This is a genomic window from Actinokineospora sp. UV203, from assembly GCF_056323665.1.
Genome location: NZ_CM150484.1, coordinates 1170692 through 1185717 on the forward strand (window position 1 = coordinate 1170692; position 15026 = coordinate 1185717).

17 protein-coding genes are annotated in these 15026 nt (G+C 70.6%); all 17 read right to left on the reverse strand.

Annotation, left to right across the window (positions count from 1 at the left end; all coding sequences use genetic code 11):
- Positions 1 to 3 precede the first annotated feature (3 nt).
- The 17 genes from ACUZ2Y_RS05245 to ACUZ2Y_RS05325 all read right to left on the reverse strand — a co-directional run bounded on the left by ACUZ2Y_RS05245 (position 4) and on the right by ACUZ2Y_RS05325 (position 14477).
- A complete protein-coding gene (locus ACUZ2Y_RS05245; RefSeq protein WP_476327444.1) occupies positions 4 to 711 on the reverse strand; it encodes a DsbA family protein in 708 nt (235 codons plus the stop codon).
- A 35-nt stretch (positions 712 to 746) separates the two neighbouring features.
- Complete coding sequence (fabG, locus tag ACUZ2Y_RS05250) at positions 747 to 1493, reverse strand: 3-oxoacyl-[acyl-carrier-protein] reductase (protein ID WP_476327446.1); 747 nt, start codon at positions 1491 to 1493, stop codon at positions 747 to 749.
- Positions 1494 to 1517: 24 nt separating this feature from the next.
- A complete protein-coding gene (locus ACUZ2Y_RS05255) occupies positions 1518 to 2003 on the reverse strand; it encodes a 3-hydroxyacyl-ACP dehydratase FabZ family protein (RefSeq protein ID WP_476327448.1) in 486 nt (161 codons plus the stop codon).
- On the reverse strand, positions 2000 to 2389 hold the full coding sequence (locus ACUZ2Y_RS05260; protein WP_476327450.1) for a 3-hydroxyacyl-ACP dehydratase FabZ family protein: 390 nt from the start codon (positions 2387 to 2389) through the stop codon (positions 2000 to 2002). The genes ACUZ2Y_RS05255 and ACUZ2Y_RS05260 overlap by 4 nt, the downstream gene beginning before the upstream one ends.
- 2 nt (positions 2390 to 2391) lie before the next feature.
- Positions 2392 to 2652, reverse strand: coding sequence for a phosphopantetheine-binding protein (locus ACUZ2Y_RS05265; RefSeq protein ID WP_476327452.1), 261 nt, complete (start codon positions 2650 to 2652; stop codon positions 2392 to 2394).
- A gap of 51 nt (positions 2653 to 2703) precedes the next feature.
- On the reverse strand, positions 2704 to 4146 hold the full coding sequence (locus ACUZ2Y_RS05270) for an acyl-CoA carboxylase subunit beta (protein WP_476327454.1): 1443 nt from the start codon (positions 4144 to 4146) through the stop codon (positions 2704 to 2706).
- Positions 4143 to 5255 carry a beta-ketoacyl synthase N-terminal-like domain-containing protein gene (locus ACUZ2Y_RS05275; protein WP_476327456.1) on the reverse strand — a complete coding sequence of 371 codons (1113 nt, stop codon included), beginning with the start codon at positions 5253 to 5255 and terminating at the stop codon, positions 4143 to 4145. The genes ACUZ2Y_RS05270 and ACUZ2Y_RS05275 overlap by 4 nt, the downstream gene beginning before the upstream one ends.
- Positions 5256 to 5292: 37 nt before the next feature.
- A complete protein-coding gene (locus ACUZ2Y_RS05280) occupies positions 5293 to 5679 on the reverse strand; it encodes a hypothetical protein (RefSeq protein WP_476327458.1) in 387 nt (128 codons plus the stop codon).
- 1 nt (position 5680) lies between these two features.
- Positions 5681 to 6088 carry a hypothetical protein gene (locus tag ACUZ2Y_RS05285; RefSeq protein WP_476327460.1) on the reverse strand — a complete coding sequence of 136 codons (408 nt, stop codon included), beginning with the start codon at positions 6086 to 6088 and terminating at the stop codon, positions 5681 to 5683.
- Entirely contained in the window at positions 6088 to 6441 is a 354-nt protein-coding gene (locus ACUZ2Y_RS05290) for a hypothetical protein (protein WP_476327462.1), read from the reverse strand. The genes ACUZ2Y_RS05285 and ACUZ2Y_RS05290 overlap by 1 nt, the downstream gene beginning before the upstream one ends.
- The gene (locus ACUZ2Y_RS05295; protein WP_476327464.1) at positions 6438 to 7436 is read right to left on the reverse strand and encodes a thioesterase family protein; all 999 of its coding nucleotides are present in this window, start codon (positions 7434 to 7436) and stop codon (positions 6438 to 6440) included. Before ACUZ2Y_RS05295 ends, ACUZ2Y_RS05290 begins: the two co-directional genes overlap by 4 nt.
- Positions 7433 to 8281, reverse strand: a complete 849-nt coding sequence (locus ACUZ2Y_RS05300) for an alpha/beta fold hydrolase (RefSeq protein WP_476327466.1) — start codon at positions 8279 to 8281, stop codon at positions 7433 to 7435. The genes ACUZ2Y_RS05295 and ACUZ2Y_RS05300 overlap by 4 nt, the downstream gene beginning before the upstream one ends.
- Positions 8281 to 9228: a beta-ketoacyl synthase N-terminal-like domain-containing protein gene (locus ACUZ2Y_RS05305; protein ID WP_476327468.1), complete on the reverse strand. Its 948-nt coding sequence runs from the start codon at positions 9226 to 9228 to the stop codon at positions 8281 to 8283. Before ACUZ2Y_RS05305 ends, ACUZ2Y_RS05300 begins: the two co-directional genes overlap by 1 nt.
- Positions 9225 to 10352, reverse strand: a complete 1128-nt coding sequence (locus tag ACUZ2Y_RS05310) for a beta-ketoacyl synthase N-terminal-like domain-containing protein (RefSeq protein ID WP_476327469.1) — start codon at positions 10350 to 10352, stop codon at positions 9225 to 9227. The genes ACUZ2Y_RS05305 and ACUZ2Y_RS05310 overlap by 4 nt, the downstream gene beginning before the upstream one ends.
- Entirely contained in the window at positions 10349 to 11611 is a 1263-nt protein-coding gene (locus ACUZ2Y_RS05315; protein WP_476327471.1) for a beta-ketoacyl-[acyl-carrier-protein] synthase family protein, read from the reverse strand. The genes ACUZ2Y_RS05310 and ACUZ2Y_RS05315 overlap by 4 nt, the downstream gene beginning before the upstream one ends.
- 283 nt (positions 11612 to 11894) lie before the next feature.
- Positions 11895 to 12851 carry a LuxR C-terminal-related transcriptional regulator gene (locus tag ACUZ2Y_RS05320; protein ID WP_476327473.1) on the reverse strand — a complete coding sequence of 319 codons (957 nt, stop codon included), beginning with the start codon at positions 12849 to 12851 and terminating at the stop codon, positions 11895 to 11897.
- A gap of 363 nt (positions 12852 to 13214) precedes the next feature.
- Positions 13215 to 14477 (reverse strand): helix-turn-helix domain-containing protein, encoded by a 1263-nt coding sequence (locus ACUZ2Y_RS05325; protein ID WP_476327475.1) that lies wholly within the window; start codon positions 14475 to 14477, stop codon positions 13215 to 13217.
- Positions 14478 to 15026: the final 549 nt, after the last annotated feature.

Genomic DNA, 15026 nt, shown 5'->3' on the forward strand with positions numbered 1-15026 from the left:
GTCTCAGCCGCACCCGCCGGCGTGACCGAAGTCGCCGGTGGAAGCCAGGGCCGGGGCGTTGGTGATCTCGGCGACCGCGCTCGACTTGGCGTCCGCCGCGGCCCCGCGCATCGCCGCGACGAAGCCCGGAAGCCGGTCCAGGCCCCAGAATTTGTCGAAGCCGCGGGCGAAGAACGGCACGCCGAACACGCCGTCGGTGCTGACGTTCAGCAGTGCGGCGACACCGCGCTCCTGAATCTCCGGGAACCGCTCGGCGTCGGCCAGCCCGCGCGGGTCGGTACCGAGGTCGCTGGCGATCGAGGTGATCGTGAGCGGGTCGGAGATGTCCAGGCCGAGTTCCCAGCGGGCCCGGTACACCTGGGCGATGTACTCCCGGCCGAGGCCGCGGTCAGCGGCGACCAGGTAGCCGAGGTGGGCGACCTCCCAGCGCGGCTCGCGGTCCACCGGCCAGGAGAACGACAGCCCGCGCTCGACGGCGAGCCTGCGGACGTCCTGCAGGATGTAGTGGTGCTTCTCCCGCGACATCGGGACGTACGGGAACCCGCCGCCCGCCGCCTCGAGCCGATCGCGCAGCCGCGGCTCCGGCTCCCAAAACGGGCGCCACTCGATCTCGGCGGCGACGTCGGGATAGGTGTCGATCAGGTCCCGGTATGCCAGCCAGGAGTACGGGCTGCGGAACGAGAAGTACCAGCGAGGTGGTCTCTTGGCCATGGGCTGCCGTCTCCGTTCTGATGTGCCGCGGGGCACTAGATGGTGATGCCGCCGTCGATCTGGAAGACGGCGCCGGTGATGTAGGCGGCCCGGTCCGACGCGAGGTAGCCGACCAGGTCCGCCACCTCGTCGGCGGTGCCGAGCCTGCCCAGCGGGATCGAGGCGATCGCGTTGTCCTTGACCTTGGCCGAGAGCACCGAGGTCATGTCGGTGTCGATGAACCCGGGCGCGACCACGTTGACCCGGATGCCGTAGCGCCCGACCTCCTTGGCCAGCGCGCGGGAGAATCCGATGATCCCGGCCTTGGAGGCGGAGTAGTTGGTCTGCGTCGGATTGCCGTACACACCGGCCACCGAGGAGATGTTGACGATGGTTCCGCGCTTGCGCTTCATCATCTCGAACACCGCGGCGCGGCAGACGTTGTAGACGCCGGTGAGGTTGACGTCGATGACGCTGTTCCACTCCTCGTCGCGCATCATCAGCAGCGGGTTGTCCTTGGTGATGCCCGCCGCGGTGACCACGGTGTCCGGCGGGCCGAGTTCGGCGTTGATCTCGGCGAGCAGCCCGCGCACGGAATCCGCGTCGGACACGTCGGCGCGAACCGCGTGGACCCGGACGCCGAGTTCACCGGCCGTTTTCTCCAACTCGCGCGCGGCGTCCTCATTGGACTGGTAGCAGAATCCCACGTCGTAGCCATCGGCCGCGAGCCGCAGCACGGCGGCCCGGCCGATCCCGCGCGAGCCGCCGCTCACCAGCGCCACCCGCCCAGTGTCGTCGGTCATCGGTGTCTCCTCATGTCGTGTCGGTCAGGAATCCTGGGAAGCGGGTCGAAGCACCTCGGCGGGCCGAAACGCCATCACCATGCGGGACACGGTCATCACGGCCACGCCGTCGACCGCGCACTCCCCCTCGAACATCACGGTGTCCGACAGCGCACGCTGGACGGTCACCCGGTGTTCGACCACGTCGCCGGGCAGCACCGGGTGCAGATACCGGACGTCGGACATGCCGCCGAAGAGCATCACCTTGCCCGCCAGCACATCCGGGTTCGGCTCGGCCCAGGTGGCGAGCAGACCCGCGGCCTGGCACCAGGATTCGAGGAGCAGCAGCTCCGGGTAGGCGAGCTGCTCGGCCCGCAGGTCATCGGGCAGCCCGGCATACCACGGCTCGTTGACGGTGACGGCCTTGCGGGCGGTCAGCCGCTCGCCGGGCACGAGTTCGGTGACGGCGTCGACCAGCAGCATCGGGTAGCGGTGCGGAAGCACCCGGCGGATGTCGGCGGCGGTGATCACGGCCGTCCTCCCTCGCGGTAGCGGAGCCGGACCTTGGCGGCCTCGCCACGCGGCGAGGAGATGACCGCGAGGCACGTCCATCCGCCGTCGGCGGGCTTCCACTCGATGTGCGTGGTCAGCTCGTCCCCGGGAAAGGTCGGCCCGACGAACCGGGTCGACTCGATGGCGACCAGGTCGAGATCGCGGTTGTCCGGCGCGGTGGCCAGGGCGCTGCGGTGCACACATTCGACAAGTCCGACCCCGGGGAAGATCGGGAAGCCCGGGTAGTGCCCGGCGAAGATCGGGTTCGCCTCGTCGATGGTGATCGTGGTGCTCGACCGGAGCCGCTCGCCGCACGGCTCGTCGATGCGAATCCCCTCGCGGACCGGGGAGCAGATGGTGGCCATGCTCAGCCTGCCGTCAGCTTGTCGTGCATGAGCTGGTAGGCGTTGGTCAGGCAGCTGACCTGCTTGAGCTCCGACTCGCGCAGCCGGACACCGTACTTCTTCTCCAGCACCACGACGACCTCGAGGGCCATCAGCGAGTCGACCTCAAGGTCGTCGACGAACGAGGCGTCGTCGGTGACGTCGTCGACATCGACGTCGAGCACCGCCGCGACGGTGCGCCGCAGGTCTTCCTTGTCCAGCATGGGTGCAGCGATCCGGGTCATCGGACTCTCCTCTTGTGAACTGCCTACAACGGACTGTCTACAGTGGACTTACTACAGTGGGATGTTGCCGTGGTGGCCGCGGCCCGCGGGGGCGGCCGCGAGGGCTTCGGCGAGCCTGCGCCGGGTCTGGGCTGGGTCGATCACCTCGTCCACCACGCCGATCGCGATGGCGCGCTCGACGCCGCCCGCGACGCGCTCGTGTTCGGCGACCAGGTCCGCGAGCAGCGCGTCGCGCTCGTGCTCCGGCGCCGCGGCGAGCTTCTTTCGGTGCAGGATCCCGACGGCGGCCTTCGCGCCCATGACGGCGACCTCGGCGCCGGGCCAGGCGAACACCGTCGTGGCGCCAAGCGAGCGGCCGTTCATCGCGATGTACGCGCCGCCGTAGGACTTGCGCAGCACCAGCGTCACCCGCGGCACGACGGCCTCCGCGAAGGCGTGGAGCAGCTTCGCGCCGCGGCGCACGACCCCGCCCCACTCCTGGCTGACGCCGGGCAGGTAGCCGGGGACGTCGACCAACACCAGCAGCGGCACGCCGAAGCTGTCGCACATCCGGACGAAACGGGCCGCCTTCTCCGCCGAGAGCGAGTCAAGGCAGCCGCCCTTGCGCAAAGGGTTGTTGGCGATCACGCCGACCGAGCGGCCGCCGAGCCGCCCGAGACCGACCACGATGTTCGGCGCCCACTTCGCCTGCAGCTCCTCGAACACGGGCAGGCCGCGGGAGTCGACGTCGAGCACGCCGCGCACCACCGGCTTCACGTCATAGGCACGCTGGGGCCGCTCGGGCAGCAGAGTGGACAGATCGCGCGAGTCCTGCACGCTGCCCAGGTCGAACAGTCCGGGGCGGGCGAAGAGCCCGGTGATCCGCCGGGCTCGGGCGTAGGCGTCGGCCTCGTCGTCGGCGAGCACGTGGACCACACCGGAGCGGCGGCCGTGCGCGTCGGCGCCGCCAAGCCCTTCCTGGTCGATGGTCTCGCCGGTGACGCCGCGGACAACCTCCGGCCCGGTGACGAACACCCGCCCGGCCGGGGACATGATCACCACGTCGGTGAGCGCCGGGCCGTACGCCGCGCCACCCGCCGCCGGGCCGAGGACCACCGAGACCTGGGGCACCTTCCCCGACGCCCTGATCATCGCCGCGAACACCTGGCCCACGGCGTGCAGGGCCTCGACTCCCTCGGCCAGTCGGGCGCCGCCCGAGTGCCACACGCCGAGGACCGGGCAACGCTCGCGGACCGCGAGGTCGATCGCCGCCACGATGTGCGCACAGCCCTCGACACCCATCGCCCCGCCCATCCGGGTGGCGTCGGTGCAGTAGGCGACCACCTTGACGCCGTCGATCCGGCCGACGGCGGCGTGCACCCCGCTCGCGTCCGCGGCCTTCAGGGGCCGCGGCGAGCCGGGGTCGAGCAACCGCGCGAGCCGAACCTCGGGATCCCGCGAGTCCAGGTCGATGTCAGGCAGTTCCGCTTCCCAGCGCGGAACGACGGCGGTCACCGCCGCTCCTGGCTCGGGATGGCGGCGGGGCCCGCGAGGCGTAGCACCGCGCAGCCGACCACGCCTTCGTCGACCGCGGTGATCAGCGCGGTCCGACCCGCGGCCGACGGGTCGCGTTCGGCCAGCGCCAGGATCGCGGTGACCTGCATGGCCGAGGCGGCCCCGGCGGTGTCGCCGATCAACGTGAGGTCGGGGGTGCGGACACCGGCGGTGTCGCCGAGGACCTCGCGCAGCGCGTCGCGCTCGCCCGGTCCGGCCGTGCCGCACGGCGCCAGCGCCCACAAGTCGGCGACCGGGGTGGCCGAGCGCTCCAGTGCGCGGCGCACGCAGGCGGCGAGGGCGGGTGCGCAGTCGTCGGTGTAGGCGCCGAACTCGACAGCGAGGACTTCGGCCAGTGCCCGCCGGGCGACGGACTCGTCATCGGCGTGCTCGACCTGCAGGATGGCGCACCCCTCGCCGAGCACGGGCGCGTCGCCCTGCCTGCTGGTGCGGTCCAGCCAGGACCGGGCCGCCGAGTACTCCTCGACGGCGCCGCACAGCGCGGTGTTCGCCCGGCCGGAGGTCAGCAGCCTGCGCGCGTAGTTCAGCGCGTGCAGCCCGGCCACCCTTCCGCCCGCGACAGTCGCGTTCGGACCACGCAGCTTGTGCCAGATGGCGCACTGCCCGGCCGCGCAGTTCATCACGGTGTTCGGGAACCTGGCCGGGTCGACGAAGAACGGCTTCTCACCGGTGATCGAGTCGCGGGTGAAGTCCATCATGCTCTGCGCGCTGCCGGTGGTGGTGCCGAGGACGAGCGCGGCGTGGTCGCCGGTCGCGATCTCACGGCCGCGAGGCTGGTCGTCGAGCATCCGCCCGACGGTGGCCACGGCAAGGCCGGTGGCCCGGTCCATCGACCGGGTGCCCTTCTTGCCCAGCGCACCCGCCGCGGTGAAGTCGGGGACCAGGCAGGCCTCGGCATCCGGGCCCGCCCACTGCTGCTTGTCCAGTGCCCGGGTCGTCACCCGCCCGGCGTGCAGGCCGTCGACGAAGGCGTCGCGGCCGATTCCGAACGGGGAGACCGCGGACCATGCGGTGATCACCGGGTTGCTCGCGACCGTCGTGGTGTTCACGGCAGACTCACTCCTTCTCGTGCGTGGATGAACGCGGTCACAGGAAACACACCGTGCGGTAGTCGGGCCAGCGTCTGGCCAACTCGCCGGGGGCGGCCGTGCGGACACCGGGAAGCAGCGCGGCCGGACCGTCCACTCCGAACGGAGCGAGGTCGACCTCCTCCACCCAGACGCCCACACCGGAGTCCTGGAGCCGGATGAGGTCGCGGCGCGGATCGGTGAGGGTGTCGACCAACCGACCGCCCACCTCGATCGAGCCGACCTCGGCGGCGGCCACCGCGTAGCTCACCGCCGGCCCGCGCAGCAACAGGTCCATCCCGCCGAGCTGGCGGTGCAGCTCGGCGGCGAGGTACAGGGCGTCGAAGAACTGCTTCTCCACGGCGCCCCGGTAGGCGCGTTCCATGATCGCCAGGGTCTCGGCCATCTCAGATCACCCCCAGCAACAGGGTCTTGCCCGCCGCGGCGACGTTGTCCGCGTACTTCGCCGGGGCCCGCAGCACCACCCCTGGGAGATGGTCGGCGGCGCCCCGGTCGTCACTGCAGAACCGACAGCCGTACCAGAACAGACTGTCGGGAAAGGCGTTGAGCAGCTCCGCCACCAGAGCCGTCGTCGACGGGTAGTCCACCGACCAGTCGGCGAGGTTGCGCGGCTTGCTCTCGCCGAGCGTGCGTTGGGTGAGCATCGTGGCGTAGCCGCAGGTCCACACCTGGACCCGGGCGCCCTGCTTGAGCATCGCCTGCACCAGCCGCAGCGCGCTGGTGGCGGTGTCGTCGGCATGCGGCGCGCCCATCAGGGTGATGAGCACGTCGGTCGGCGGGATCGGCCTGCCCATCAGTGCCACACCGCCCGCACGTCCGGGTCGAGCAGCCGCGCGGCGACGTCGTCCATGTCGACCCACCGCGTGCCCGCGGGCAGAGCCATGGCCGCGATACCGCGCTGCGCCGCGCTGAACCGGTCCACCCACACCTCGCCGCCCGCGTCGAGCAGGGTGACCAACTCGACCGTGCCGCCCGCCGCGGCGAGCGGTGTCCCGTCGCCGATCAGCACGACCGTGACCGGGACACCGGTCTCGGCCAGTGCCGCGGCGTCGGACAGGAACCGGGCCGCGCCCGGCCCGGACCACGGTCCGCGCGAGGCCACCAGCAGGTGGCCGGGCGCGGTGTCGGTCACCCCGCTCGCGCTCACGCCGGGTTCACCCGCCGGAACGCGTCGAGCACGCGCTGGTCGAAGGGCACCAGCTTCCAGTCGCGCCGGTTCTCGATCACCGCGTAGCCGTGCGTGATGGTGCCGGTCGAGGTCTGCACCAGCCTGCCCTCGCGCACCACGTAGGTGTCCATCCTGGACCGGTAGGTGAAGTCCTTGAAGATCTCCTCGACGGTGTAGACGGTGTAGAGGTCCTCCTCCATCAGCGCCTCGTCGAGAAACTCGATCTTCGAGTGCGGCACGACGGGGATCCACCGGCGGTCGTCGAGCAGCGTCTTGATGGAGATCCCGCGGTCGGCGAGGAACAGGTCGACGACCTCCTCCATCTGCCGCAGGTAGCCCGACATCTGCAGGCGCTCGTTGTTGTGGCAGTACGGGTAGGGGATGCGCCACTTCCAGCCGAAGGCGTTGCGGCCCGCGGTCAGGTGCGCCAGCACCGGGTCATCGCCCGCGCTGGTGCCGCGCCCGGCGCCGAGCGCGGTGTTGTCCGCGACGGCGACCTGCGCGCCCGGTTCGGCGGTGGCGATCCTGGCCACCACGAACCTGTCGAGGTCGGCCGGGTAGTCGTCGGTCGGCTCGATGTAGGAGTCCTTGCGCAGCGCGACGGTCACCTTTGCGGTGACGTCCTTGGTCTCGCCGCCGTCCTTGACGATGGTGACCGCGAAGGTCAGCTTGTCCGAGCCGTCCACGACGGTCGGGCGCACCGTGGCGACACCGATGTCGTCGAGGTGGAACGCGTTGAGGATGCGGGTGTCGATCGCGACGATGTCGAGCCCGAGGCCGAACTCCTCGTAGAGCCGCCTGCTGGCCAGCCCGGCGGCGCGGAAGTGCTCCAGCACGGCTTCCTCGACGAGGTAGTTGACGTGCTTGAAGCCGATCCACGTGCAGATGTTGTTGCCCTCGTACCTCGGCCGCAGCGCCACCGTGGTGGGGGTGGTCAACAGCGCGTGGGTGATGGACTCGGCGACCGCGGTCATCGGATGTGCTCCCCTACTGGTCGGGACCCGGACGCCGGTCGGCCTCCGGTCGGTAGTGCGGTGGCGAACTCCGCGACGGCTGCGGCGAAGCTCGCGGGCTGTTCGGACATCAGGAAGTGGCCGCAGCCGGGCAGCACCCTGGCACGGGCTTCGGGCAGCCTGGCGGCCAGTTCGACCGCCTCGCCCGGCAGCGCGGCGAAGTCGTTTTCCCCCGACAGCACCAGACAAGGCACCCGCATCGCGTCGGTGCGCAGCCACGGTGTGTCCAAATAGGTCTGGAAGAAGCGGGTCCAGCCATACGGGCCGACCTGGTCGCGCACCCGGTAGGCCATGTCCCGGCACAGCCGGTCGCTGATCCGGCCCGCCGCGTGCACCCGGATGCCGTCCTCCATGATCAGGTGGAAGTCGTTGAGGTACCGCGAGATGTCGGCCCACTCGAACGCCTCGGGGTCGGCCCGGTAGAACGGCGAGACCAGCACCAGGCCGTGGATGCCATAGCGTTCGAACGGGTCGAGGCCCGCGGCCAGCTCGCGGTCGAGCAGGGCGAGCAGCAGGTTCGCCGAGAAGGAGTGGGCCACGACCACGCCCGCGCCGCCGGGAACCTCGCGCAGGGCCTCGGCGACCCAGCCCGGCAGGTCGCCGCGGCCACTCCAGCCCGGGACGCCCTCGCCGCGCCACGGCAGGTCGGCCGACCAGATGTCCAAGTCGGGATCGGCCCGCTCGACGAAGCCGTGCCACACCGTGGCGCTGTTGGCCAGGCCGTGCAGCAGCAGAAGCCGGGCGCGGTCGCCGGTGGTGTGCCTGCGCAGCACCACCGGCCGCTCGACCTCGGTCGCCAGGCTCATCAGGGCGCCTCGGCCCGCTGCAATACCAGACCGGCGGTGGCGTCGTCGTCGTCGCTGCCCGCGAGCACGTAGACCGGACCGGCCCCGCGACCCGCGAACCAGCCGATCGTCGCGGCGCACTGCATGACGCCGAGCGCTCCCGAGGTCACGCCCCACGTCTTGGCCAGGTCGTAGCGGGGCACGCCGTCGAGGATCTCCGACGGCACAACCGCGCCACCGGTCTCGGGCAGCTGCAGCAGCGCGGGCACCCCGCCGTCCATATCGGACAGTCGGTCGACGCACTTGCGCACCCCGCCCGCCCGCACGTAGCGGCCGATCTCGGCGTGCACCCGGGCACCGCGCTCGGCCGCGGCGTCGGCGTCCTCAAGCACCAGACCGACCGCGCCGTCGACGGCCCGGCGACCGCCGAGAAGCTTGCGCACCGCCTCGTTGTCCGGCTCGACACCGAGCACGAGGACCCGGGCCACCCGGCCCGCCGAGATCATGTTCGCCGCCCAGAACACCGCGTCCAGCCCGGACGTGGCGCCGTTGCACACCATCAGGTTCGGTCCACGCAGCCCGAAGCGGATCGCCACCGACGTCGCGATCACATTGCTCGACGCGTTCGGCAGCTGCATCGGGCTGGTGCCCATGGTGGTCTCGGCGGCGATGGTGTCGAGGGCGCCGGTCACCGTGTCGACGTTGCCGAGGTTCGAGCTGGCGACCACGCCGACCGTGCTGTCCGCGACGGCCAGCCCGGTCTCCGACAGCAGGCCCGCGTCGCGCAGGGCCGCGTCGGCCGCGCAGTAGCCGAGTTGGGTGGCCCGGTCTTTGTAGCGCAGGCCCTTCTTGCCGACCCGCGTCGCCGGATTCACCGGCTCAGCTGTCCGCGCCACCGCCGTGAGCAGGCTCTGTGCCGAGCTTGCCCGCGGGAGCGTGACACCGACCCCAGTGACGACAACCTTCATCGAACAGCCTCCACGATCGCGACAGCATTGATGCCCCCGAAGCCGAATGCGTTGAGCTGCGCCACCGACACATCCGCGGTGGCGGCTTCGCCGAGCACGAACCGGAAATCCGCCGCCTCGTCGACCGGGTCGCTCAGCCCGACCACCGGCGGGACCACGCCCGAACTCAGCGATTCCAAGCCCACCACCAGGTTCATCAGCCCGGAGGCGCCCGAGGTGTGGCCGGTCATCGACTTGATGGCCGTCATCAGCGGCCCGCCCGCGTGCTCGCCGAACACCTCGGCCATGGCCGTGGCCTCGGCCTCGTCGTTGAGCAGCGTTCCGGTGCCGTGCAGCAGCACCAGGTCGATGTCCTCGGGCTTGACGCCCGCCAGGTCGTGCGAGGCGCGCATCGCGCTCGCGATGCCCGCCGGGTCCGGTGCGGTGACGTGGAAGGCGTCGCAGTTGACCGAGACCGAACGCAGCAGCCCATGCGGCCGGGCGCCTGGTTCGCGGCGCAGCACGACCGCCGCCGCGCCGTCGCCCATCAGCACGCCGGTTCGGTTGCGGTCGAACGGCCGGACCCGGTCCGGCGGCGTGGCGTGCACCCGCTCCAGCAGTCCGTGCATGCTCTCGGTCAGCACGTCGACGCCCGCCACGATCACGGTGTCCGCGGCGTCGAGGGCAAGCAGGTCGCTGCCCATGGCCAGCGCGTAGAGCGAAGCCGAGCACGCGTTGGAAAAGGTGTAGGTGATCTCCGCGCCGAGACGCTCGCGCAGCGCGGTGCCGAAATGCAGCCGGTCGGCGCTGAAGTCCACGCCGTCGCGCCACCACAGTTCGAGCGAACGCAGCTCGCGCAGTCCGGTGCCGACCAGGATCGGCACGTCGGTCAGGTCCTCAATGCCCGCGCCGCGGGCCGCTTCGGTGATCGCCTCGACCAGCACGCCGGTCGCCCGACCGGGCACGTCCCGGCCCGGCTCCGGCCGGTTGTCGATCTCGTAGGCGCTGCGCGCCCGGTACGGCTCGTGGTCGAACCCGCGCAGCGGCGCGAGCCCGGTCTGGCCCAGGCACAGGTTGGTGAACAGTTGCTCGACCCCGCGTCCGACGCTGGCTACCGCGCCGGAGCCGGTGATGTACCAGCTCATGAGATGCGCTCCTCGTACTTGCCGAGAATGACCACCGAGTTGTTCCCGCCGAACGCGAGACCGTTGTTCTGCACGATCTTCAGGTCGGCGGGCACCGCGTGATTCGGCACGCAGTCGACGTCGCACTCCGGGTCGGTCTCGGTGTGGTTGATCGTCGGCGGGATGAAGCCTTCGGTGATGGCCAGCGCACAGGCGATCGCGGCGAGCGCGCTGGCGGCGCCCATGGTGTGCCCGATCATCGACTTGATGGAGATGGTGCGCGGCGGCTCGTCGCCGAACACATGCCGGATCGCCCGCGACTCGGTCACGTCGTTGGCCTTGGTCCCGGTGCCGTGCGCGGAAACCAGGTCGACCTCGCCCGGCTTGACGCCCGCGTTCTCCAAGGCCCGGCGCATGCACTCCGCGACGCTGTCCTGGTTGGGGGCGACCTGGTGGTAGGCGTCGCAGTTGAGCCCATAGCCGAGCACCTCGGCGTAGATGCGCGCGCCACGGGCCAGCGCCGATTCGAGGCTCTCCAGCAGGAGAATCCCGGCGCCCTCACCGGTGAGGATGCCCTTGCGGTCGACATCGAATGGCTGGCAGCGCTCCGGCGCTATCGTGCCGAGTCGGTAGAAACCGGTGAAAGTCTTGCGGCACATCGCGTCCGCGCCGCCGCAGAGGGCGAACTCCGCCTCGCCGGAGCGGACCGCGTCGAATCCGTAGCCGATGGCGTAGTTGCCCGCCGCGCAGGCGGTGGGCAACGTGACCGCCTCCACATCGGACAGACCCAGCTCCTGGGCGATGGCCGCGGAGAGCCTGCCCGCGGGCACCCGGCTGGTCTGCACCGGGTCCATGTGCTCCGGACCGCGGCGGACCTCGGTCTCCACGAGCTGGTCGAGGTCACGTGACTCGCCGTCGGTGGTGCCCACCGAGATGACTCCATGCCTGGCCCGCAGGTGTTCCGGGTCGAGTCCGGCATCGCGCACCGCCATGCCCGCCGCGGCGACGGAGAACTGGGTCGCGCGACCGAGCGTGGCCGGGTCCAGCGTGTGGATCCAGTTGCCGGGCACGAAATCCGCTACCTCGCAGCCGTTGGCGTGCGCATAGCCCGCTGTGTCGAACACGGAGATCGGCCGAGCGCCGCTGCGGCCCGCGCGCAGACCGTCGACGAACTCCACCGCACCGGTGCCGATGCTGGAGAACACACCGAGACCGGTGACCACCACCCTGCGCCGAGGCGGTCCACTCGGGTGCCCCGCCGGGGACAAACCTGAAGTCATGACGTTCTCCGCCCGTCCGATCTTCGCGATGCCGTCTCTGTCGACACCTACTTCACCGCGATCGGCCGACGCGTTCAAGGGCGCTGCACAATGCTGCAAACACTTGCGTCGCGACAGTTTCGCCGAATTGCGGAGTCCATTGAGGACAGCACGAAGCCGCCACGGCATGACCGGTGGCGGCTTCTCCGCGCAGTTTGTCCACTGAGGCCCATCGGGCCGCTGACGCGTATCGGCTTGTCTACCGCGGCCCGTGAGGCCGGTGAGGCGTATCGGCGGAACCGACTCAGACGAGTCCCAATTGGACCGCGCGCACGCCCGCCTGGAACCTGCTGCGGGCCTGGAGTCCGGCCATCGCCCCGGCGACGTCGTTGCGCACGGTGCGCACGCTGACCCCGATCCGGCGCGCGATGGCGTCGTCGGTCAGGCCATCGGCCAGCAGCCGCAGGACCATCTCATTGCGGGCGCCGCTGGACCGCATGTCGTCATGGACATGGGCGCTGCCGACCTCGACACCGTTGCGCCACAACCGATCGGCGATCAGGCTCAGTGAGTCCAGCGCCCGGGTGCTCTGGATGACCCCGGCCTGGCCCTCGTCGTCGTGGACGACCGCGGTGGCGCCGTCCACCAGGGTCACGCGCATCGGCACGTGGTCGACCACCCGCGGCGCCGACCACCGGACCGCGAGCCACTTCGCGTGCTCGGCGGCGGCGGGCTCCTCCAGCACCTTCGAGCTCCACACGACGCGCAGTGTCGCGCCGCGCCGCAGGACCGCCTCGGCGACCTGGCGGGAGAACTCGAACGAGCCGGGCACGAACGTGGGGACCAGCTGTACGACCTCGCCCCGGACGGTCGCGGCCATCCGCTCGACGAACGAGGCCACGTCGTCGAGCCCGTCGAACCGCGACCACTCACCGCCCCGGCCCGCCGGGGGCTGGTTCATCGCGACGAAGCGGGCGACCTCGTCGGCGGGCGGCAGACCGTCGCGGGCCGGACCCCGGAACCTGCGCGCCACCATGGCAGGCAGGGCGAGACAGGGTTCGACGGCCCGCAGCGCGCCCGCCTGTTCGGCGGACTCGGCGACCAGTCCCTCACGGCTGAGGTCGTCGATCACCGCGCTGAGCCGGTCGGCGGACCAGCCCAGCCGTCCGACCAGTTCGGTCGTGGTCCAGTGGCGTCGGCCGAGCATGGTCCGGTAGAGCAAGTCGGCGTTCGCTTCGAGTCCGATGGCGGGCGCGGTCATCCGATCTCACGACTCCCGCCACCGGTTCCTAATTCCGAGTGGTGACTCATCTCGACCCCCTCCGTGGCTGCGGCCTCCACCGCATTACAACTGTCATGACGGTATGTCTGGCTAGTCATGATGTCAATGACTACTGGTAAGCCCTGACCTGGGTAGTCGCCGATAAGCGCAGGTATTAGGGGCGCAATAGGGGTTCGACGGTGTCACGCGTCAGGCCACGGCGAGTTAGGTGACAGCGCTCGGGGCACAACCCGAACATTACTCAGGTAAGGGAGGAGTAAGTTGCGCGCCGGCCCGCGAGCCTTTGCGGCAGGTTCATGTCGCGGTGGTTGAAGTGTGCTGCCCGCAGGTGATCGGCCTTCGTCAGGCCGACCGCATGTCGTCGATCTCGCGCCAGACCTGCGCGGCCACCCGGTAGGCGGCCAACTCCTCGCAGAGGTGGGCGGCCGAGCGCAGCGCGCCGACAGCCTCGTCGATGCGCCCAAGGCGGTGCAGTGCGCGTCCGCGCGCGCGTCGCAGCCGCACCAGTTCCGCGGTCGGCAGCCCGTCCGGCTCGTTCACGGACAGCTCCAGCGCCCGCTCGAGCTCGCCGCGCGCGAGCGCGTAGCGCGCCTCGATGCTGACCATCTTGGCGTGGTCGGCGGGCGAGTCGACCAGCTCGAGGGCGGCCCGCATCCAGCTCACGTACTGATCCACTTCTGACAGCTCGGCATCGGCGTCGAGCAGCGCCGACGCGGCGGACCTGGCGAACCGGCCCCATTCGCGAATCGACGTGCCCGGTTGGGCGAGCATGTCCTTGGCCTGCCGGACGTGGCGTTCGACCAGCTCACCGACGCCGAGGCGGGCGTAGGCGACCGACGCGGCCCAGTGCGAGCGACCGAGCACGGTCCGGCTGCCCAGTTGTTCCGCGCAGGCCAACATACGGTCGACCAGCGGCGCGATGTCGCCGGTGTCGCCGGAATCGACCTTGACCGAGATCAGCACCCCCAGGGCGCGGACGTGCTCGCCGGTGTTCGCCAGCTCGGTGTCGGGCAGGATCTCCATCGCGCTCTCGGTGAGCTTCAGCGCCTCGACCATGTGTCCGCAGTCGCGGGCCGCCGCCGCCTTGTCCAGGCGCAGTTTGACGATGAGTTCCGGCACTCCGACCTGCTCGGCGACGGTGACCAGGTCGTTGAGCAGCGCGTATCGCGAATGGTGGTCCGCACGCAGGATCAGGATGTCCTGCAAGGCGATGCCGCGCTCCAGCACCCAGGAGGGCCCGCCGTCGCGGATCGCCGAGTCATAGGCCTGCTGGTAGCGCTCCCCCGCGTCGTCCAGATCGCCGAAGTCGAGTGCGCTCCTGGCGAGGATGTCGAGGACGAGGGTGCGGCCCGCCGGCGGGTTCTCGTCAGCGGCCTTGATCGGCAGCGTGGCGTCGGCCACCAGGGCTTCGAGGTTGACGTCGAGTGCCTGCGCGATCTGCAGGACCACTTCCAGCGTGGGGACCCGGGCTCCGGTCTCGAGCAGCGAGATGTAGCTCGGATTCACCACGTCGCCCGCCACATCCCGTTGCGACAGTCCACGCTCCTGGCGCAGCTGACGCAACCGCTGGCCGAACTCCGGCTGACGAACCCCGACGATGCTCACGCAATCGATCCTCTAGTCTCATGACTGGTTGCCCAGTCAACAGCTGTCTCCAGTCAACATGTTTGCCAGAGAGTCAACATTAGCATAACTAGAGTCGGATTCCTCCTGGTGAGCGGCACCGCGGACACCGTTTTACTCGGAAACCGCACAAAAGAAGAAGGGCGGCCCGACACCGGACCGCCCCTCTCGCCACCGGTCGAGCCTCCGTCCCTCCGTCCCTCCGTCCCTCCGTCTCTCTGTCTCTCCGACCTGCCAAGATCAGTATTCGGAACCTTGGCCGGTTCTCGGCAGGGGCCGCCACGGCCAGTCATCGGGGCCGCCGAGGGGATGGCCTGCTGACGCGGTGCCGACGGCGGGGGGCTGCCCGGCCGGGAGATGCGTGGCGAAACCGGCCGCGGCCAGGGCTAATGCTGCCGCGACCAGGGCGTTGACGATCGTGTGGGCCGTCGGCCGCCGACGGTGCGCGGCAATGTTTACTGGTGTCATGACCCAGGTCTAACCTAGCCGGCGGGATCCACACAACAGCGGATGCAGGATCAGGCAGCCCTG

Bases quoted from the DNA above. Each gene is read 5' to 3' on its own strand.
- ACUZ2Y_RS05295 (WP_476327464.1), bottom strand. From the start codon at position 7,436: ATGACCGCGGTCGCCGAGTCCATCACCCACGCGCTGTTGACCACCCCC.
- ACUZ2Y_RS05320 (WP_476327473.1), bottom strand. From the start codon at position 12,851: ATGACCGCGCCCGCCATCGGACTCGAAGCGAACGCCGACTTGCTCTAC.
- ACUZ2Y_RS05265 (WP_476327452.1), bottom strand. From the start codon at position 2,652: ATGACCCGGATCGCTGCACCCATGCTGGACAAGGAAGACCTGCGGCGC.
- ACUZ2Y_RS05285 (WP_476327460.1), bottom strand. From the start codon at position 6,088: ATGGGCAGGCCGATCCCGCCGACCGACGTGCTCATCACCCTGATGGGC.
- ACUZ2Y_RS05310 (WP_476327469.1), bottom strand. From the start codon at position 10,352: ATGAGCTGGTACATCACCGGCTCCGGCGCGGTAGCCAGCGTCGGACGC.
- ACUZ2Y_RS05260 (WP_476327450.1), bottom strand. From the start codon at position 2,389: ATGGCCACCATCTGCTCCCCGGTCCGCGAGGGGATTCGCATCGACGAG.
- ACUZ2Y_RS05315 (WP_476327471.1), bottom strand. From the start codon at position 11,611: ATGACTTCAGGTTTGTCCCCGGCGGGGCACCCGAGTGGACCGCCTCGG.
- ACUZ2Y_RS05245 (WP_476327444.1), bottom strand. From the start codon at position 711: ATGGCCAAGAGACCACCTCGCTGGTACTTCTCGTTCCGCAGCCCGTAC.
- fabG (WP_476327446.1), bottom strand. From the start codon at position 1,493: ATGACCGACGACACTGGGCGGGTGGCGCTGGTGAGCGGCGGCTCGCGC.
- ACUZ2Y_RS05305 (WP_476327468.1), bottom strand. From the start codon at position 9,228: ATGAAGGTTGTCGTCACTGGGGTCGGTGTCACGCTCCCGCGGGCAAGC.
- ACUZ2Y_RS05300 (WP_476327466.1), bottom strand. From the start codon at position 8,281: ATGAGCCTGGCGACCGAGGTCGAGCGGCCGGTGGTGCTGCGCAGGCAC.
- ACUZ2Y_RS05280 (WP_476327458.1), bottom strand. From the start codon at position 5,679: ATGGCCGAGACCCTGGCGATCATGGAACGCGCCTACCGGGGCGCCGTG.